General features: G+C 67.0%; 24 protein-coding genes. 21 read left to right on the plus strand and 3 right to left on the minus strand.

The window, feature by feature from the left end; all coding sequences use genetic code 11:
* Positions 1-120: 120 nt before the first annotated feature.
* A complete protein-coding gene (locus tag VHK65_17475) occupies positions 121-381 on the minus strand; it encodes a nitroreductase family protein (GenBank protein ID HVS07940.1) in 261 nt (86 codons plus the stop codon).
* Between the two features lie 113 nt (positions 382-494).
* Here VHK65_17475 and VHK65_17480 point away from each other — a divergent pair, with 113 nt between their 5' ends.
* From VHK65_17480 to VHK65_17515, 8 genes are all read left to right on the plus strand, one after another.
* Positions 495-749, plus strand: a complete 255-nt coding sequence (locus tag VHK65_17480; GenBank protein HVS07941.1) for a hypothetical protein — start codon at positions 495-497, stop codon at positions 747-749.
* Between the two features lie 116 nt (positions 750-865).
* On the plus strand, positions 866-2,158 hold the full coding sequence (locus VHK65_17485; protein HVS07942.1) for a HAMP domain-containing sensor histidine kinase: 1,293 nt from the start codon (positions 866-868) through the stop codon (positions 2,156-2,158).
* A 55-nt stretch (positions 2,159-2,213) separates the two neighbouring features.
* The gene (locus VHK65_17490) at positions 2,214-2,501 is read left to right on the plus strand and encodes a hypothetical protein (protein HVS07943.1); all 288 of its coding nucleotides are present in this window, start codon (positions 2,214-2,216) and stop codon (positions 2,499-2,501) included.
* Entirely contained in the window at positions 2,501-3,433 is a 933-nt protein-coding gene (locus tag VHK65_17495; GenBank protein HVS07944.1) for an FAD:protein FMN transferase, read from the plus strand. Before VHK65_17490 ends, VHK65_17495 begins: the two co-directional genes overlap by 1 nt.
* Entirely contained in the window at positions 3,430-4,005 is a 576-nt protein-coding gene (locus VHK65_17500) for a ferric reductase-like transmembrane domain-containing protein (protein HVS07945.1), read from the plus strand. The genes VHK65_17495 and VHK65_17500 overlap by 4 nt, the downstream gene beginning before the upstream one ends.
* A complete protein-coding gene (locus VHK65_17505; GenBank protein HVS07946.1) occupies positions 3,996-5,213 on the plus strand; it encodes an NADH-ubiquinone oxidoreductase-F iron-sulfur binding region domain-containing protein in 1,218 nt (405 codons plus the stop codon). The genes VHK65_17500 and VHK65_17505 overlap by 10 nt, the downstream gene beginning before the upstream one ends.
* The gene (locus tag VHK65_17510) at positions 5,213-5,434 is read left to right on the plus strand and encodes a ferredoxin (protein ID HVS07947.1); all 222 of its coding nucleotides are present in this window, start codon (positions 5,213-5,215) and stop codon (positions 5,432-5,434) included. The genes VHK65_17505 and VHK65_17510 overlap by 1 nt, the downstream gene beginning before the upstream one ends.
* Before the next feature lie 76 nt (positions 5,435-5,510).
* Positions 5,511-5,849: a hypothetical protein gene (locus tag VHK65_17515; protein HVS07948.1), complete on the plus strand. Its 339-nt coding sequence runs from the start codon at positions 5,511-5,513 to the stop codon at positions 5,847-5,849.
* On the opposite strand, the gene VHK65_17520 is transcribed toward VHK65_17515, so the two are convergent.
* Positions 5,846-6,274, minus strand: a complete 429-nt coding sequence (locus tag VHK65_17520) for an SRPBCC domain-containing protein (GenBank protein ID HVS07949.1) — start codon at positions 6,272-6,274, stop codon at positions 5,846-5,848. The genes VHK65_17515 and VHK65_17520 overlap by 4 nt on opposite strands.
* A gap of 71 nt (positions 6,275-6,345) precedes the next feature.
* Here VHK65_17520 and VHK65_17525 point away from each other — a divergent pair, with 71 nt between their 5' ends.
* The 12 genes from VHK65_17525 (at position 6,346) to VHK65_17580 (ending at position 14,934) form a co-directional block, all read left to right on the plus strand.
* Complete coding sequence (locus VHK65_17525; GenBank protein HVS07950.1) at positions 6,346-6,678, plus strand: metalloregulator ArsR/SmtB family transcription factor; 333 nt, start codon at positions 6,346-6,348, stop codon at positions 6,676-6,678.
* Positions 6,675-7,142 carry an SRPBCC domain-containing protein gene (locus VHK65_17530; GenBank protein ID HVS07951.1) on the plus strand — a complete coding sequence of 156 codons (468 nt, stop codon included), beginning with the start codon at positions 6,675-6,677 and terminating at the stop codon, positions 7,140-7,142. Before VHK65_17525 ends, VHK65_17530 begins: the two co-directional genes overlap by 4 nt.
* A 23-nt stretch (positions 7,143-7,165) precedes the next feature.
* Positions 7,166-7,486 carry a hypothetical protein gene (locus tag VHK65_17535; protein ID HVS07952.1) on the plus strand — a complete coding sequence of 107 codons (321 nt, stop codon included), beginning with the start codon at positions 7,166-7,168 and terminating at the stop codon, positions 7,484-7,486.
* Positions 7,487-7,581: 95 nt separating this feature from the next.
* Positions 7,582-8,559 carry an STAS domain-containing protein gene (locus tag VHK65_17540; protein HVS07953.1) on the plus strand — a complete coding sequence of 326 codons (978 nt, stop codon included), beginning with the start codon at positions 7,582-7,584 and terminating at the stop codon, positions 8,557-8,559.
* Positions 8,556-9,554 carry a sensor histidine kinase gene (locus VHK65_17545; GenBank protein ID HVS07954.1) on the plus strand — a complete coding sequence of 333 codons (999 nt, stop codon included), beginning with the start codon at positions 8,556-8,558 and terminating at the stop codon, positions 9,552-9,554. The genes VHK65_17540 and VHK65_17545 overlap by 4 nt, the downstream gene beginning before the upstream one ends.
* 35 nt (positions 9,555-9,589) lie before the next feature.
* Entirely contained in the window at positions 9,590-10,750 is a 1,161-nt protein-coding gene (locus VHK65_17550) for an acetyl-CoA C-acetyltransferase (protein HVS07955.1), read from the plus strand.
* Between the two features lie 153 nt (positions 10,751-10,903).
* Positions 10,904-11,533 carry a DUF1326 domain-containing protein gene (locus tag VHK65_17555; protein HVS07956.1) on the plus strand — a complete coding sequence of 210 codons (630 nt, stop codon included), beginning with the start codon at positions 10,904-10,906 and terminating at the stop codon, positions 11,531-11,533.
* A 23-nt stretch (positions 11,534-11,556) separates the two neighbouring features.
* A complete protein-coding gene (locus tag VHK65_17560; protein HVS07957.1) occupies positions 11,557-12,327 on the plus strand; it encodes a DUF2182 domain-containing protein in 771 nt (256 codons plus the stop codon).
* 97 nt (positions 12,328-12,424) lie between these two features.
* On the plus strand, positions 12,425-13,018 hold the full coding sequence (locus VHK65_17565; protein HVS07958.1) for a DJ-1/PfpI family protein: 594 nt from the start codon (positions 12,425-12,427) through the stop codon (positions 13,016-13,018).
* A 16-nt stretch (positions 13,019-13,034) separates the two neighbouring features.
* Positions 13,035-13,676, plus strand: a complete 642-nt coding sequence (locus tag VHK65_17570) for a hypothetical protein (protein HVS07959.1) — start codon at positions 13,035-13,037, stop codon at positions 13,674-13,676.
* A gap of 5 nt (positions 13,677-13,681) precedes the next feature.
* Positions 13,682-14,074 carry a hypothetical protein gene (locus VHK65_17575; GenBank protein ID HVS07960.1) on the plus strand — a complete coding sequence of 131 codons (393 nt, stop codon included), beginning with the start codon at positions 13,682-13,684 and terminating at the stop codon, positions 14,072-14,074.
* Complete coding sequence (locus tag VHK65_17580) at positions 14,074-14,934, plus strand: SDR family oxidoreductase (GenBank protein ID HVS07961.1); 861 nt, start codon at positions 14,074-14,076, stop codon at positions 14,932-14,934. Before VHK65_17575 ends, VHK65_17580 begins: the two co-directional genes overlap by 1 nt.
* A 20-nt stretch (positions 14,935-14,954) precedes the next feature.
* Here the strand turns inward: VHK65_17580 and VHK65_17585 are convergent, their stop codons facing one another.
* Positions 14,955-15,674, minus strand: coding sequence for a siderophore-interacting protein (locus tag VHK65_17585; protein HVS07962.1), 720 nt, complete (start codon positions 15,672-15,674; stop codon positions 14,955-14,957).
* A gap of 70 nt (positions 15,675-15,744) precedes the next feature.
* Here VHK65_17585 and VHK65_17590 point away from each other — a divergent pair, with 70 nt between their 5' ends.
* On the plus strand, positions 15,745-17,055 hold the full coding sequence (locus tag VHK65_17590; protein HVS07963.1) for a divalent metal cation transporter: 1,311 nt from the start codon (positions 15,745-15,747) through the stop codon (positions 17,053-17,055).
* Positions 17,056-17,063: the final 8 nt, after the last annotated feature.

Genomic DNA, 17,063 nt, shown 5'->3' on the forward strand with positions numbered 1-17,063 from the left:
GGTTGTCAGGAAGCCCGGTAGCGCTCCTCGTGGACGAGGTCGCTGAGCGGCTTTCGGTCGCCACGCCGCGGGGGGCGGGCCGGAAATCCGAGTGAGATTGCGGTGCGGACCACCCGTTTCTTACCGGGCACGCCTGCCGAGCGCGGCGCCTCGCAGATGGCCGGTGTAGCCGCCGATGGTGGCGAGCGCTTCGAGGGTCTCGCGCTGACGGATGACGATGACCTCGCTGAACTGACGGTTACTCGCGCTGCCCGACCATCGCGCCACCTCGAGGATATCCTGCACGGTCTTTTCCGGCACAGGCTTTCGCTGGAACTCGCGCACGGCACGGAGGCTGCAAAGAAAATCGGTCAGGGTTTGCGGCTGGGCTTCGACGGCCATCGATTTCAGCCTGCCCAGCCACACCCGGGCCAGAGTGCTCGTGTTTTGTCATGGTTTCGAAAGGCGTCCGCCTCCATGCTGGCTCCATTGCAACGCAGAAGGAGGTGAAAGAAATGAACCCAATCAGAAGGATTCTCGTCGGCGCCGCGGTAGCGGGCTCGCTGCTGACGGGTGGTGTGGTCGGCGCCGCGATCGGCGGGCCGCTCGCGGCCAGCGCGGCCACGACGACCAATGTCGCCGCGACGGCGGCCACCCCGAGCGCAGGTTCCGGCACGTTCGTGCCGAACGAAAACGCGACGCACGAGGCTGGAGAGAGTGCAGCGCGGGAGGCGCAGGAGAACGCGGGCCAGGTCCCGACTGTTCCCTAGCCGCCACGTGAGAACGACGATGGGGCCGGGATCATTTCCGGCCCCAGACTTGTATGGTGTCATCAAATCGAAAGGAATACGCTGCGAGACTGGGAGCGGGTGAAAGGACGTTGAGTATGGCTCGGGTTGACCTTGTTCGTTCCGGCGCCCAGCGGGTGGCGCTCGCGGCAACCGGCATTGTCGCCGCACTCTACCTGCTGATCGCGGTGGCCGTCGTCTTGATCTTGACGCATAACCTGACCTCCAACGTCGACGGCACGCTCTCGACCTGGCTGACCTCGATGGCCGCCGACCGACAGACGATAACCAGGGGTTTCCCAGGGCCTCCCGTGGGACCGCATCTCGGTGATGCGCCGGTCCTCTGGTGGATGTGGCACCCCGATGGAAATTTCAGTGACAGCAGTACCGAAGCCCAGTCCGTCAAGCTGCCGGTTCCGCCGACCAGCATCACGAATCCGCAGACCATCACGGTGTCCGGCATCCCGCTGCGAGTCATGGGTGGCCACGTCGGGGACGACTGGGCAGTCGTCGCCCAGTCGATGAGCAGTGTCGACCAGGCCCGGACAAACCTCATCCAGGCTGAACTCTTGATCGGCCCAGTGCTCCTCGTCATCGTCTTCCTCGGAGCGTTGGCCATCGGTCGCCGTGTTGCCGCGCCGATCGAGCACGCACGCCAGCGGCAGATGGACTTCACCGCCAACGCCTCACACGAGCTCCGCACGCCGCTGGCGGTGATCCAGGCACAGACATCGCTGGCGTTATCGCAACCTCGCGACGGGGACTGGTATCAACGAGCGTTCACGCGTGTCAACCAGGAAAGCCGACGCATGCGTCACCTCGTCGACGACCTCCTCTGGCTCGCCCGGTTCGAAGCCATGCCGCGCTCGGGCCAGGCGGAGCCGGTGGATGTCGGCGTGATGGCGCAACAGGCGGTGGACCGGTTTGCCGCGGTCGCCGAGGCCCGTCAGCAGCGGCTGAGCGTCCGGCTCACCGGAGATTCCCACGTGATCGCCGCCTCACCCGAATGGCTGGATCACCTGATCGGCGTTTTGCTCGACAACGCCTGCAAGTACACGCCGGAGTGGGGCACGATCGATGTTCGCGTCGCCGCCGAAGGCAACCGCATCAAGCTGGTCGTCGACGACTCCGGGCCCGGTATTCCCCTGGACCAGCGGGCTGGAATCTTCGACCGGTTCCGGCGCGCCACGGACCAACCGGGCGGAGCCGGACTCGGTCTGGCGATCGCCGATGCCGTCGTCCGCGCGACCAACGGGCGCTGGGACGTCTCGACCTCGGCGGCAGGCGGCGCCAGCATGGCGGTCACCTGGCCTAGGCTGCTAGCCCGCCCGGCAGCCACCCGGTCGGCGGTATCGGAGACGCCTCCGCCGCTGGCCCGGCTCGACGCCTAGTTTCTTAAAAGCTGGCGTCACGGTTTTGCAAGGTGCCCTCCGGCACCATGCTCTTATGAACTCAGCAACAGCGATCCAGCGGGACCGTGGGCTGCAGCGCCTACGGCGACTGACCTTCGGAGCGACGGCGGGTGCGCTGGTCGCGGTGGTGGGCGTTAGCTACGTCGCCGCCGCCTCGTACGCCGGCAAGTCATCGTCCACGACCGCCTTGAATGCCACGACGTCGACGACAACGACGGATAACTCCAGCTCGAGCTCGGCGACCGGCAGCAGCCTGCAGTCGACCCAAGCGCCCACCACCGGCAGCAGCGGTAGCGGCACGGTGACCAGCGGCGGTTCGTGATGACCGTCGCGCTCAAGAGCTGGACGGCGCTGGGCACCTCGGTGCACGTGATCGCGACCGATGCCGATGGGCTCGGCCGTGCCACCACCGCGGTGGGCGACGTCCTCGAGGACGTCGACACCGCCTACAGCCGGTTTCGCGAGGACAGCGAGCTGAGCCGCCTGAACGCGAGCCCGGGCCGCACCGTCCGCGTGAGCCCGCTGCTGGCAACCGCGATCGACGCGGCCCAGCGCGCGGCGCGCCTGACCGATGGGGCGGTCGATCCCACCATCGGTCACGCCATTCGCGTGGCCGGGTATGACGACGACTTCTCACGGATTGCCGCTCAAGACGGTCCGATCAACCTGCGCGCCTGGCGCGTCCCGGGCTGGCGGGCGATCCGCTTCGACCGCCGGTCACGCACGGTCCTGCTGCCGCCCGGAGTGGAGCTCGACCTGGGCTCGACCGGAAAGGCGCTGGCGGCCGACATCGCCGCGCGCGCCGCCCTCGCGGCCGCCGGCGCAGGCGGGGTGCTGGTCAGCCTCGGGGGCGACATCGCCACCGCGGGGACGCCGCCGTCCGGCGCCTGGCGGATCCACGTGGCGGAAGACAGCCGCGAAAAACCTGATGGGGACGGCGAGGTGATCTGCCTCCCCGCCGGCGGAGTCGCCACCTCGAGCACCACCGTCCGCCGGTGGACTCGCGGCGCCGCGGTCCTCCATCACATCATCGACCCGGAGACCAGCCGGCCGACGACCGGTCCCTTCCGAACGGTGACGGTCGCCGCCGCGACCTGCCTCGACGCCAACATCGCATCAACGGCGGCGATCGTTCGAGGAGAGGCGGCCATCGACTGGTTGACGAGCTGGGGCCTGCCGGCCCGGCTGGTCGAAAACGATGGAACGATTCACTACATCGGCCGCTGGCCGGATCCATCGGGAGTGGCGGCGTGAGCGACACCATTCTCTGGTACGCGACTCGCGGCGCCGGCGTCGTCAGCCTCGCCCTGCTGACCGGCGTTGTCGCGCTGGGCATCGCGAGCGCAATGCGCTGGCAGACCGCGTCATGGCCGCGCTTTCTTACCACGGGCTTTCACCGCAACCTGGCGCTCGCGACGCTCATCTTCCTCGCGCTTCACATCGTGACGGCCGTCGTCGACCCATTCACGGCGCTCGGCTGGCAGGCTGCCCTCATTCCGTTCTCGTCGTCATACCGTCGATTCTGGCTGGGCCTCGGCGTGGTTGCCATTTATTTGCTGCTCGCGATCGTGGTGACGAGCCTGCTTCGCCCGCTCTTCGGACCGCGCACCTGGCGGCTCGTCCACTGGCTCGCCTACCTCATGTGGCCGATCGCCGTCATCCACGGCATCGGCACCGGCACCGACCCGCGTTTCGCATGGATGCTGGTGATCGAGGCGGTCTGTATCGGGAGCATCATGGCCGCGGTCGCCTGGCGCGTGAGCCGCCCGAACGCGGGCTGGCGCCAGATCCCAGCCGTCACACCTCGGGCGCGGAAATGGAGCTGATCCCGCTTGCGCCCGGGGCCGAAAGCCTCGCCGCGCATCGCCAGCGCCTGGGGCCGCTCCCGACGCTGCCATCCGGCCAGCTGATCGCCGAACTGGAGGCGAGCGGGCTCCTCGGACGAGGCGGCGCCGGCTTCCCGGTGGGGCGCAAGTGGCGAGCGGTCGCCGAACGCTCCTCGGGCGGTGCGGTCGTGCTGGCGAATGGTGCCGAGGGCGAGCCGTTGAGCCTCAAGGATCGGACGTTGATGGCGGGCCGGCCGCATCTCGTGATCGACGGCGCGCTGCTCGCCGCGCGCGCCGTTGCCGCCGACAACATCATCTTTTATGTCGGGGGCGAACACCGTGCGGCCCAAGCGGCGCTGCGAGACGCCCTCGCTGAGCGCAGTCGGGACCTGCAGGGTGGCGCCCGCATCGCCACTGCGCCGGGCGGGTACGTGTCGGGGGAGGAATCCGCCGCGGTGCACTTCGTGAATGCGGGCGATGCCCGCCCGACCACCATACCGCCTCGCCCCTTCGAACGTGGTGTCGGCGGCCGGCCGACGCTGGTGCAGAACGTCGAAAGCCTCGCGTTGGCCGCGCTCATCGCTCGTCGGGGCCACGCCTGGTACCAGGGTCTCGGTCACGGCCAGGCACGTGGCCTTGGCCTCGTCACCGTCTCCGGCGCGGTTAACCATGCTGGGGTTCGCGAAGTCGAATTCGGATCGACGTTGGGGGACGCGGCGGCCGCAGCGGGCGGCGTGAGCGGCGATGTCGGCGCCGTGCTCCTCGGTGGCTACTTCGGGGGCTGGGCTGACGTCGACCAGCAGTGGGGGCTGCCGCTCGACGCGCACTCGATGCGCGCTCGGGGCCTGGCGTTGGGCTGCGGGGTTGTGCACTTCCTCCCCGCCCAGACTTGCGGGGTTGAGGCTACCGCCCGCATCATGACTTACCTCGCCTCGCAGAGCGCGCGTCAGTGCGGACCCTGCGTCTTCGGTCTGGCGGCGATCGCCGGCGCCACCCAGCGGCTGGGTGCGAGGTCGCCGAAGGCTGACGACCTCGAGCGCATCGCCCGCTGGAGCGGGCAGCTGACGGGGCGCGGCGCGTGCCGCCATCCCGATGGGGCGGTCGCCCTGCTGCAGAGTGCGATGCACGTCTTCGCCGACGATTTTGCCGCGCATCAGCGCCGGCGCTGTCTGACGACCTCCGTGCCGGCGAGAGTGGCGGTGGCTTGATGGCCGAAACACTGCAGATCGATCGCATCCGCTGCGATGGTCACGGGCTTTGCGCCGAGCTGCTCCCCGAGCTGATCAGCCTGGACGACTGGGGCTTCCCGATCATCAAAGCCGGCACGCTTCCGCCAAGCCTCGTCGAGCATGCCCGGCGCGCCGTCGATGCCTGCCCGGTCCTGGCCCTCCGCCTGGCGTCGATGACACCCGTCACGCAAAGGCACTGACCTCAGTGAATGGTCAGGATGCTGGCCGCAACGTACGCTTGCGGCCGTCATCCGATCAGATCGCTGAGGAGCTGAGATGCCGGGGTTTGAGTATCGATCGTCGGAGAACTGGCGCGGGATTCCGTTGGTGCACGTTGCCTTTGGCCGCCGGGAGGGTGGTCGTTATCGCGCGGCACGAGCCCGCGGGGTGATCGCCGTCGGCGACAGCGCGGTCGGGGTGGTGGCCATCGGGATCGTGGCCGTAGGCGTCATCGCCGTGGCCCCGGTTGCGCTCGGACTCGTCGCGGTCGGCGTCGTCGCCCTCGGCCTGGTCTCCGCCGGGGTCGTGGCCGTCGGGCTCGTCACCGCGGGTGTCGTCGTCGTCGGAGTCCGGGCGGTCGGGGTAGTAGCGATCCGGTTGGGATTAGGCGGTTAGCGCCCGGCGGTTTCGGATCGCTGCTTGAGGCCGTTCGCAAATTGCCTGAAGGATGGTCCGAGGTCCGGGATCGAGCGCCAGATCATCGGCAGCATGGGGCCGGTGTACTCCTCCCGCATCTTGAAGGTCGTGGTTCCGTTTCCCTGTGGCGACAGCGTGTAGGTCCGCACCCCCTTGAAGAGCCCGAGCGGCATGCCGCCGGACCACACCATCCGTTGCCCGGGCACGAACTCCGTGACTTTGATCGGGAAGGCGCGACCCGGATTGACTTTCACATAGACCTTGATCGTCTCGCCCGGCGCGATCCGGCCTTCGACCCGCTCGACCCCGGAGTCCCAGGACGGGTAGCTGCCGCCGTCGGTCAGGATCGACCAGATCGCCTCGGGTTTGGCGGAAATCGTCGAGGTCGCTTCGTAGAATTTCACGTCGTCCTCCTCCGTCGAATGATGCTGCCTCGCGGCTCTGACAACGGTAGCATTTTTGTTACGCTCCCATCGTGACCGCTCTGCCGCTCGCCGGCGACCCGTTCGACGCACTGGGCGATACCAACCGCCGCGCCATCGTCGAGTTGCTCGGCTCGGGTGGCCGGACGGTTGGCGAAATCGCCGAAGCGCTTCCCATCAGCCGTCCGGCGGTATCGCGGCATCTGCGGCTGCTCAAACAGGCCGGACTCGTCATCGACGAACCCCGCGGCACCCGGCGGATCTACCAGCTGCACGCGCGCGGTGTCGAGGCGGTGCAGGCGTACCTGCTGGAGGTCTGGGGCGACGCCGCGACCCGGTTCAAGCTCCTGGCGGAGAATACCCGCCCCTCGAGGCGTAAGGCGTGATCGAGCCACTGCGGATGACGTTCGAGGTCCAGTGCCCGGTGCAGCACGCCTTCGATGTCTGGACGCAGCGGCCGGCGAGTTGGTGGCCGGCTAACCATACGGTGACCGCCGACCCCGGTGTGCAGGTCGTGTTCGAGAGCCGCCCGGGCGGACGGATCTTCGAGCGAACCCCCTCCGGTCGGGAGGTGGAATGGGGCCAGATCACCGTATGGGACCCACCTCGTCGCCTTTGTTACCTCTGGTACATCCGGACCGATCGAGCGGACGCGACCGAAGTGGAGATCCGCTTCAACCACCAGGGTGCCGATCACACGCGCGTCGAGATCGAACACCGGGGTTGGGAGCGTCTCGGCAGCCGCGGACCGGGGTGGCGCGACGCCAACCAATCCGGATGGAATGGTGTGTTGCCCGACTATGTCGCCGTATGCTCGAGCGCAGCGACTATCGATCGCCGGTCAACGTAAATCGAGGCAGAGGAGGACAGCGAATGGCGAACTATCTACTCGCGTATCACGGTGGCGGCGGGATGGCGCAGGATGAGTCGGCTCGTAACAAGCTGATGGCCCAGTGGGGTAAGTGGTTCCAGGACCTTGGTTCGGCTCTGGTCGACGGCGGGAACCCGGTGATGAAGGCAAAAACCATCACGAGCAAGGGCGGAGTCAGCGATGGCGGTGGGCAGAACCCGGTCAGTGGCTATAGCGTGATCAAGGCCGACAGCCTGGACGCCGCCGTGAAGCTGGCTAAGGGTTGTCCGGTCCTGGCGGGTGGCGGCAGCATCGAAGTCGCCGAAACCTTCAACGCGATGTAAGGCAGACTCCGGCCCGTGCGCGGGGTACGCAGCAGCGGAGGTGGTTGACGGCCCATTCCATCGGGCATAATATGTGCTAGCCCGGATGGGCGATTATGGCCCTGATTGACCACCACGCTGACCGCTGCGTGTATCCGCGCCCATTTGCCGACGGGTTCGACGCCTGCCCGGCGTTCCAGGCGGCCAGCTTCATCGCCGCCGATTCCCGAAACAAGCCACTCGGCACCTGGCGGACCTGCCGCCATCTCGGCACCGGGAATGACCTGGAGAACCGAGGCCGCTTCTACCCCCGTTGTGCGCTTGGTGACAAGGAGCAGCGCGTGCAATGGCTGGCCCAGGTGAGCCCGGCCAAGCTCGACGTCGTCCGCGCCCTCCAGGACGAGTTCGACCAGCTCAGCCGGCCCCACCGCGAGCGGCTCTTCGACGCCCGCGCCCGCCTCCATTCCGGTCCGGCGTCTGCGGCGCGAGAACCGGAGCTCGAGCAGCTGATCAATGGGTTTCTCGGCACCATCGACCGCTTCCTGGAGCAGAATGACGAGCGCTTTCGGGACGTTGGGCTCCCGGCCGAGCCGCTACGCCAGCTCATCAAGGAGTGGGTCTGGGCCTGGGTTCGGACCCCCGAACTCGCCACGCCGCGACTCGACGAGAAGCCGCTGGAAGTCTTTGACCGGCCGGCCCGCGCCTTCCTGGGGGCTCCCATCGAGCCTGTCGTCTCGGCGGCGCGCCGGCTGTGGGACCGGCCGCTGTACTCGGACACCATTCTCCAGATCCTCCCCACGGTGGATCCTCCGGGTCTGGCCCTGGTCGGCGACGTCGACCGATCGAACGTCGCGGCGGTGGCCCAGGCCCTCGCCCGGGCCTGCGGACATGCTGGCGACGTGCATCTCGACCTCAGTGGTTTGCTCTTCTGCGATCTGGGCGGGCTCCAGGTGATCGTGCGAGCTTCCCAGGCCCTGGGTGCGGGTCACCGCCTCGTGCTCCACGGTATCCCGCGGCAGCTCGAGCGCGCACTGGAGATCGTCGACTGGGCGCCGCTCCCGAATCTGGCGATCGCTGGAGGGGTAAGCGGATGATGGGGACGGTCCCGGTGGAGCGCTTCAGTCATGAGGCGTTGCTCTACTCAGACATGGATGAATACCTGGCCGGTACGCTCGCATTCATCCGGGAGGGGCTTGCGACATCGGAGCCGATTCTGGTGGTGGTTGGGGCGCCGAAGATCGCGGCGCTCAAGGCTCGGCTCGGGCCCGACGCCGGCCGCGTGCAGTTCAAGAATATGGCCGACGTGGGCGCCAATCCCGCCCGCATCATCCCGGCGTGGCACCAGTTCGTCGAGTCGCATGTCGGGGCGGGGCGTCCGTTCCGCGGGATCGGCGAGCCAATCTACCCGGAGCGTTCGGCTGCCGAGCTCATCGAATGCCAGCGCCACGAAGCGCTCCTCAACGTGGCCTTCGACGAAGGACCGGCCTGGCGACTCCTGTGCCCCTACAACACGACGGCGCTTCCGCCGGACGTGGTTGAGGAGGCACACCGCAGCCATCCGTATGTCGCCTACGATCACTCGTACGTCGCCAGCGGCCTCTACGCCGAGGAGGCGATTGCGCGCGCGCCGTTCAACACCCCGCTTCCGGAGCCGCCAGCCGCCCGCGCGACGCTGGCGTTCACCCGGATGGGGCTCAGGCCGGTACGCCGGCTGGTGTCGACCGAAGCCGCACGGGCCGGCTTCGCCAGCGGACCGATCGCCGATCTGGTCCTAGCCGTCGGCGAAGTCGCGGCCAACAGCATCGAGCACGGCGGCGGGTCGGGTACCCTCCGGATCTGGCGCGACGGCGGCGTCCTGGTCTGCGAGGTTCGGGACCTCGGACATTTCGATGACCCGCTCGCCGACCGGCGCCGACCCGCTCCCACACAGGACGGCGGCCGCGGGCTCTGGCTGGCGAACCAGCTCTGCGACCTGGTACAGCTACGCTCCTTCAAGAGCGGGACGACGGTGCGGCTGCACATGCATCGCGACCGCAAGCCGGGCCTGCCGGCCCACGCGAGCCGCGCTTCAGTGCGATGCGAGCGTTAGAGGCGTTTCTTAGACCGATAGACTGATCTGGCGCCATGCCGGAAGCTGTCATCGTCGCCTACGGTCGATCCCCAATCGGACGAGCGGGCAAGGGCTCGCTGGTCGAGGTGCGTCCGGATGACCTGGCAGCCCACGTCATGAACAAGGTGCTGCAAAAAGTGCCGCAGCTCGCCCGTGGGACGATCGACGACGTGATCTGCGGCTGCGGCCTCCCGGCCGGCGAGCAGGGATTCAACCTTGGCCGGGCGGTGAGCATCCTGACCCGTCTCGATGTGCCGGGGACGACGGTCAACCGATACTGTGCCTCGTCATTACAAACCAGCCGCATGGCCTTCCACGCCATCAAGGCTGGAGAAGGGAACGCCTTCCTCTCGATCGGTGTGGAGTGCGTCTCGCGATACGTCAATGGGTTTGCCGACCAGCCGGATGCCCAGAACCCCCGCCTCAAGCGGGGCAACACCGAAGAGTACCCCGACATCTATATCGCGATGGGAGAAACCGCGGAAAACGTCGCCGACCTGAAGCAGATCACGCGTGAGGAAATGGATCGCTACGCCGTCAAGAGCCAGACGCGTGCCGTCCAGTCGCGCGACGGCGGCTTCTTCGACCGAGAAATCATCCCCGTGCCACTGCCAAACGGCACAACGATGAGCCGCGATGACGGCCCGCGTCCCAATACCACGATAGAGGTCCTTGCAACCCTCAAGCCAGTGTTCCGAGAAAACGGGCGCGTTACGGCCGGCAATTCGTGTCCGCTGAACGACGGCGCGGCCGCGGTCGTGATCACCTCCGACCGCCGGGCGAAGGACCTCGGGATCCGTCCGCTGGCCAGGATCGTCGCCACCGGGGTCTCCGCACTCGAGCCCGAGATCATGGGCCTTGGCCCGATCGAGGCGTCGCGGCAGGCGCTCAAGCGCGCGGGGATGTCGATCGAGGACGTCGATATCGTGGAGATCAACGAAGCGTTTGCCGCACAGGTGATCCCCTCCGCTCGGGAGCTAGGGATCGACCCCTTCAGCGACAAGCTGAATCCGCACGGCGGCTCGATCGCGCTCGGTCATCCATTCGGCATGACCGGGGCCCGCATTCTCTGCACGCTGCTCAACGGTCTCGTCACCGAAGACAAGACGATCGGCCTGGAAACGATGTGCGTGGGCGGCGGACAGGGAATGGCGATGATCATTGAACGCCTCTAACGCTCGCATCGCACTGAAGCGCGGCTCGCGTGGGGGATCGGCCCGCGGCGCTCGAGGCTCGGCTGATCGGGGTTGCTAGGCCTTCGGCGACGTCGAGCCGAAGAGGCTAGACTGGATCAGCATCCGTCGGTATGTGGGGGATAGGAGGGGATTATGGCCCAGGCTATGTCGGCAACGACTCAGCCGAAGACGAAGTTCGTGGTCGAGGGCGACTACTTCGAGGCATGCAGCTGCAAGGTGATGTGTTCGTGCATCTTCCTGGCACCGGCCACCGAGGATCACTGCGACGTTTTCATCGGTTGGCACATCAGGAACGGGAAGATGGGCGATGTCGACCTCAAGGGGCTCAACGCGGCACTGGTTGTGTGGTCGCCCAAGCAGATGACGGACGGTGGCTGGAAACTCGCGCTGTATATCGATGAGCGGGCAAACAAGGGGCAGGCGGAGGCGCTAACCGGGATCTTCTCGGGCGGGGCAGGTGGACATCTCGCCAACCTCGGTCCTCTCGTGGGCAGCGTCGCCGGCGTGACGGCCGCACCCATCACGTTCGAGAGTGGCGCTGGGAAGCGCCGACTGGCGGTCGGCCAGTACCTTCGCGGCGAGATCGAGGAACTCAAAGGCGGCGACGGGCAGTCTCCAGTGGTGATAAGCAACGCGCCGTTTGGGGCCGTGACCCAGCCCGTTCGGAAGGGCAAGGCCGGCGTCGTGCGTTATGACCACTTCTGGAAGGCTGAGGTCGATGGCACGAATGCCTTCCTGACAGAATTCCGTTACGAGAACTAGCCTCACCAATCGGATCCTCTGTCGTGATCGCCCAGTCGAGCGCCGCACGACTTCGCCGTCAACGTAATGTCGTCTTGGCTTCGCTGCTGACGCTTGCCGGGGCCTGTTGGCTCGTCGTGCTTCGCCAGGCGGGTACGACGCAGGGGATGGGACTCACCATGGGGCTGACGCTGCCACTCTTCCTGCTCGCCTGGGTGGCGATGATGATCGCCATGATGTTCCCGACGGCGGCGCCGATGATCGTGATGTTTGGGACGGTGGCGGCGGGGAAACAGCAGCGCGCCCAACCGTTCGTCCCGACCTGGGTGTTTGTCAGTGCCTACCTCACCGTGTGGATTAGCTTTGGGGTGGTGGCCTACGCCGCGGCCGCCGGCCTCGAGGCGGTGGCGATGCAGTCGACCTGGCTGATGGGCAACGCAGTGCGGCTCGGCGGTGCCGTCCTGCTGGTCGGAGGCCTCTACCAACTGTCTCCGCTCAAGAGCCTCTGTCTGGCGAAGTGCCGGAGCCCGCTGAGCTTCCTCCTCACATCGTGGCGCGATGGGTACGGCGGCGCCTTCGTCATGGGCCTGAAGCACGGCGCCTACTGCCTGGGCTGCTGCTGGCTGCTCTTCGCCATCCTCTTCCCGCTCGGCGTGATGAACATCTCGGCCATGGTCTTGCTCACGCTCCTCATCTTTGCCGAGAAATCGCTGCGATGGGGATCGGCGATCGCAAGAGTTGCCGGCGTTGCGCTCGTGGCGTACGGTGCCGTCGTCCTCGTGACCGCGCACGGTCTACCCGGAATGACGATGTAGGCTGAGTCGCTTCGTGCTCGATACTCGTCGATCAGGGTCGGCGGGCGTATAAGTTAGGTTTGTTGCATCGGCCGCCCTGAATTGAGGAGGATGACCTATGTCGACGCCAAAAGTTCTGATCCTGACCGGTGATGCCGGTGAGTCGTTGGAAGTGATGTATCCCTATCAGCGGCTCAAGGAAGAGGGATACGACGTCCAGATCGCGGCGCTGACCAAGAAGAAACTGCACTTCGTCGTCCATGACTTCGAGCCCGGCTACGACACCTACACGGAGAAGCCCGGATATAGCTGGGACGCCGACCTCGCCTTCAAGGACGTCAACCCCGCCGACTACGCGGCTGTCGTTATCCCCGGCGGGCGCGCCCCGGAGTACATCCGCAACGACCGCGACGTTCAACGGATCATCCGTCACTTCTTCGACGAGGAGAAACCGGTCGCCCAACTCTGTCACGCCCCGTTGGTGCTGGCCGCCGCCGGCGTGCTGAAGGGCAGGCGTTCGGCCGCCTATCCGGCCCTCGAGCCCGACGTCAAGGCGGCGGGCGCTACCTATGTCGATTCCGACGCGGTGGTGGACGGGCAGATGGTCTCGGCCCGGGCCTGGCCCGATCATCCGAGCTGGATGCGAGAGTTCATCCGCCTGCTGCAGAAGAAGGCTCCTGTCGCTGCCAAAGAAGCTGCCGGCGTCCGCTAAAGCGACGACCGTCTACATCGAGGCTGGTCGCACGCGCACCTTCGCCTGCGCGAGCGACTGGCCCGGTTGGTGCCGGTCGGGGAAGGACGAAGCGTCGGCGGTCGCCGCGCTCGCCGCGTACGCGCCGCGTTATGCGCCCATCGCCCGGCGGGCGCGGATCCCATTCCCGGCCGGGGCCATCGATCTCCGGGTCTCGCAACGCATTCCTGGCGACGCCTCGACCGATTTCGGGGTACCCGCGAAAGTCACCACGCTGGACACCAAACCGCTCGCGAAGTCAGATGGTGAGCGGCTGGCGAGCCTGGTCAAGTCAGCCTGGGCGGTCTTCGACCAGGTAGTTGCGCAGGCTCCCGCGGAGCTGCGAAAGGGGCCGAGGGGCGGTGGCCGAGATCGCGACAAGATCGCCGACCACGTACTCGATGCCGAGGGGGCCTACGTCCGAAAGCTTGGCGTAGGTCTCAAGCGGCCAGACCGCGACGACGCGAAGGCGGTCGTCGCCTTCCGCGAGGCGATCATCGCGGCGTTACGAAAACCGTCGAACGGTGCTCCGCCGCTGCAGAAGGGCTGGCCCCAGCGCTATGCCGCGCGCCGGATCGCCTGGCACGTGCTCGATCATGCCTGGGAGATCCAGGACCGCAGCGACCGGTCCAAGAGCTGATCGCGGTGGCGTTCGAGTCGCTTGACTTCGTTTATCACCCGAGTCGCGACGTGAAGCGGGACGTTGCCTATTTCACAGATGTCCTCGGCGGTCGCCTCCGCTTTGCCGTGGAGGGTATGGGGGCGCAGGTCGCCGCCATCGAGCTCGCCCCGCCACCGCCGCTCCTGCTGCTGGCGGATCACGTCAAGGGCAGCACGCCAATCCTGGTCTACCGGGTTCCGAGCCTCGCCAAGGCGCTGGCGCGGCTGACCAAGCAGGGGTGGAAACCAGAGGAGACGTTCGAGATCCCCCACGGTCCGATCTGTTCGTTCCGCACCCCCGGAGGGCAACGGATCGCGGTCTACGAACTCACCAGGCCAGGTGCGGCGGCGACCTTCGAGGGACGCCGGGACTTCTAATGCAGACCTGGGGTGGCGTGGCCGGCAAGCGCGTCGTGATCACCGGAGCGACGAGCGGGATTGGATTGGCAGCGGCCGTCGAGCTTGCCCGGCGGGGAGCCTTGCTCACGCTGGTCGCCAGGAGCGAGGTGAGGGCCGCCGACGCGGTTCGCCAGATCCAGGCCGCAGCCAGGGACGCGAGCGTGGACGTGCTGACCGCGGACCTTGCGTCACAGGCGAGCATCCGGCAATTCGCCTTCGACGCCCAGGCGAAGTACTCCAGCATCGAGGTGCTGATCAACAACGCGGGCGCGATTTACTCAACGCGACAGCTCAGCCCCGATGGCATCGAGCTAACCTGGGCCGTGAATCACCTGGCGCCGTTCCTGCTCACCACCTTGCTGCTCGACCGCCTGAAGGCCAGCGCGCCGGCGCGGATTGTCACCACCTCATCGGATGCGCACGAGGGTGCCCGAATCCCCTTCGACGACTTGAATGCCGAGCGCTCGTGGGGCGGCTTCGGGTTTCCGCGCTATGGCCAGACCAAGCTGGCCAATATTCTCTTCACGGGCGAGCTGGCGCGCCGCCTGGCCGGCACCGGCGTCACCGCCAACTGCTTCCATCCGGGATTCGTGGCCACCGGCTTCAATCGCAACAACGGTTTTCTGATGCGCATCGGCATGGCGATCTCACGGCCGTTCGCTCACAGCGCCGTGAAGGGCGCGCAGACGTTGGTCTGGCTCGTCGACTCGGATGCCGCGGGTGCGACCACCGGTGGCTACTTTGTCGACGAGCACGTGGTCGCGCCATCAGCGGCGGCTCAGGATCGCGAGGCCGCCAGCCGTCTCTGGCAGCTTAGCGAGGCGCAGTTCCGCGCCTGACGCCTGCCGGCCTTTCCTCGTTAAGCCTTCACCTCAGGCTCGCCCCGATCGGCATTCGCTCGGCCGCGGTTCCAGTACGCCTTGGCCGAGATCTGATCGGCGGTCCAGCCGCGAGCGAGGAGGGTGGCGTTGAGTGCCGAGACCAAAGCGACCTCGCCGGCCAGGTACGCGTGCCCTGCATCGGGTACGACCCCGACGGCTGAGACGGCAGCGACCAGCCCATCGGGTCCGCCCATGCCGCTCTCGTAGTGCCAGGTCACCGTCTTGGTGGCGTCGGCCGCGAACGACTGCCGCTCGCGGGGACCGCCAACCATCAGGTACGCATTGGCGCGCACGCCGGCGGGCAGCGCCTCCATCATGGCCAACGAGCCCGGGACCGCCGTCGCGTCACCGGCAAACAGGTGCGATTTCGCGTTTGGATTCAGGCCGATCTTTCCGCGCGGGCCGATCGCCTCGATGGCCAGACCAGGGCGCGCTGCCTGCGCCCACCGGATGCCGGGACCATCACCGTGCATCACGAAGTCGAGGTCGATCAGGCGCCGCTCGGGATCATACCGGCGGATCGTGTATCGGCGGCGAACGACGCTGCCGTCATCGCGCACGACCGGCAGGGCCAGGTCCTGCCCAGCGAAATATTCGAATGCCTCGAGTGATGGACCGGTGAGCTGGATCCGGCGCATGTGTGGCGTGACGTCCTCCACCGAGGCGAGAAGTAGGGGCAGCGTCCTCGGTTCAGGCATCAGTGCCTTTGTACCCGAAAATACGATCGGCAAGTTTGCGCCCGCCCGTCTGGATGAAACCGAAAGATCCATGTTGAAGAGGAAGCCCCGTGCCCGACGCGGCCGAGCCCCCGGTGGCCTGCGCCCGTACGTGCGCTGGTTGTTGCGTTCGCGACTGCCCCGGTTGGCGTTTCTCACCGCACTGGGTCCCGGGCTGATTAGCGGGTTCGCCGACAACGACGCCGGTGGCATCACGACCTATTCGGTCGTCGGCGCCCAATTCGGCTATGACTTGATGTGGGTCGTCCTTGCCAGCATGATCGCGCTCGGGATCACGCAGGAGGTCGGGGCCCGGCTCGGGCTCGCCACCGGGCAAGGGTTCGGGGGCTTGATCCGCCAGCAATATGGCATCCGGCGCGCGGCATTCGCGATCGGGGTCATGCTCCTGGCGAACCTGGGTGACACCGTAGCCGAGTTCGCCGGCATTGGCGCCGCGCTCGCGATCTTCGGCGTGCCCATCGCGGTGAGCTCCGCGCTTGCTGCGCTGCTCATCATTTTCCTTCTGTCCCGTGCGAACTTCCGTCGTATCCAGTTTGTCTTTCTGGCGGTCGGCATCGGCACCTCACTCGCGTATGCGCTTTCGGCGATCCTCGCCCATCCCGACTGGGGTGCGGCGCTCTCATACACCGTCGTGCCACATGGTTCGGTGACCACCTTGTACCTGGTCGCGGTCATGGGGACGGTGGGCACCACGATCACCCCGTGGGGCCAGGCGTTCATCCAGTCCTATGCCGCGGACAAACACCTTGGGCCGAAGGATCTCGCCGCATCGCGAATCGACGTTGGGGCGGGTGCCTTCCTCACCAACCTGGTCGCGGGCTTCATCGTGGTCGCCTGTGCCGCGACCCTCTGGTCGCATGGGCAGACGACCATCGCGAGCGCCGCCGACGCCGCGCGCGCCCTCGGCCCGCTGGCGGGGCATTCCGCGGAGCTGCTCTTCGCGCTGGGGCTCCTCACCGCCTCTCTCCTGGGTCTGGGAACGGTTCCTCTGACGAGCGCCTACGCGGTGACGGAAGCGTTTGGTTGGGAAAAGGGTCTCGACCGGAGCTGGCGCCAGGCGCCGGCCTTTTACGGCTTGCTGGCCTTCTTCGTCGGATTCTCGGCGCTCTTCGTCCTGATCCCCGGCCTGCCGCTGATCGCCGTCATGTACCTCAGCCAGGTGTTCGACGGATTGCTCTTGCCCTTCATCCTGGTCTTTGTCATGTTGATGAGCCGGGACCGCCGGCTGTTGGGCCGGCTGCGCAGCAGTCTCCCGCTCTACGTGGCCGGCTGGGTCGTGACCGGTCTGATCACGCTGCTATCCGTCGCGCTGGTGGTCAGCCAGCTGATCGGCACGCACTAAGTCAACCG

The sequence above is a fragment of the Candidatus Dormiibacterota bacterium genome (assembly GCA_035544955.1).
GTDB lineage: Bacteria > Chloroflexota > Dormibacteria > CF-121 > CF-121 > CF-13.

Excerpts from the sequence above, each read along its gene's own strand:
- VHK65_17475 (HVS07940.1), bottom strand. The coding sequence starts at position 381 with ATGGCCGTCGAAGCCCAGCCGCAAACCCTGACCGATTTTCTTTGCAGC.
- VHK65_17480 (HVS07941.1), top strand. The coding sequence starts at position 495 with ATGAACCCAATCAGAAGGATTCTCGTCGGCGCCGCGGTAGCGGGCTCG.
- VHK65_17485 (HVS07942.1), top strand. The coding sequence starts at position 866 with ATGGCTCGGGTTGACCTTGTTCGTTCCGGCGCCCAGCGGGTGGCGCTC.
- VHK65_17490 (HVS07943.1), top strand. The coding sequence starts at position 2,214 with ATGAACTCAGCAACAGCGATCCAGCGGGACCGTGGGCTGCAGCGCCTA.
- VHK65_17495 (HVS07944.1), top strand. The coding sequence starts at position 2,501 with ATGACCGTCGCGCTCAAGAGCTGGACGGCGCTGGGCACCTCGGTGCAC.
- VHK65_17505 (HVS07946.1), top strand. The coding sequence starts at position 3,996 with ATGGAGCTGATCCCGCTTGCGCCCGGGGCCGAAAGCCTCGCCGCGCAT.
- VHK65_17510 (HVS07947.1), top strand. The coding sequence starts at position 5,213 with ATGGCCGAAACACTGCAGATCGATCGCATCCGCTGCGATGGTCACGGG.
- VHK65_17515 (HVS07948.1), top strand. The coding sequence starts at position 5,511 with ATGCCGGGGTTTGAGTATCGATCGTCGGAGAACTGGCGCGGGATTCCG.
- VHK65_17535 (HVS07952.1), top strand. The coding sequence starts at position 7,166 with ATGGCGAACTATCTACTCGCGTATCACGGTGGCGGCGGGATGGCGCAG.
- VHK65_17540 (HVS07953.1), top strand. The coding sequence starts at position 7,582 with ATGGCCCTGATTGACCACCACGCTGACCGCTGCGTGTATCCGCGCCCA.
- VHK65_17545 (HVS07954.1), top strand. The coding sequence starts at position 8,556 with ATGATGGGGACGGTCCCGGTGGAGCGCTTCAGTCATGAGGCGTTGCTC.
- VHK65_17550 (HVS07955.1), top strand. The coding sequence starts at position 9,590 with ATGCCGGAAGCTGTCATCGTCGCCTACGGTCGATCCCCAATCGGACGA.
- VHK65_17555 (HVS07956.1), top strand. The coding sequence starts at position 10,904 with ATGGCCCAGGCTATGTCGGCAACGACTCAGCCGAAGACGAAGTTCGTG.
- VHK65_17565 (HVS07958.1), top strand. The coding sequence starts at position 12,425 with ATGTCGACGCCAAAAGTTCTGATCCTGACCGGTGATGCCGGTGAGTCG.
- VHK65_17580 (HVS07961.1), top strand. The coding sequence starts at position 14,074 with ATGCAGACCTGGGGTGGCGTGGCCGGCAAGCGCGTCGTGATCACCGGA.
- VHK65_17585 (HVS07962.1), bottom strand. The coding sequence starts at position 15,674 with ATGCCTGAACCGAGGACGCTGCCCCTACTTCTCGCCTCGGTGGAGGAC.
- VHK65_17590 (HVS07963.1), top strand. The coding sequence starts at position 15,745 with ATGTTGAAGAGGAAGCCCCGTGCCCGACGCGGCCGAGCCCCCGGTGGC.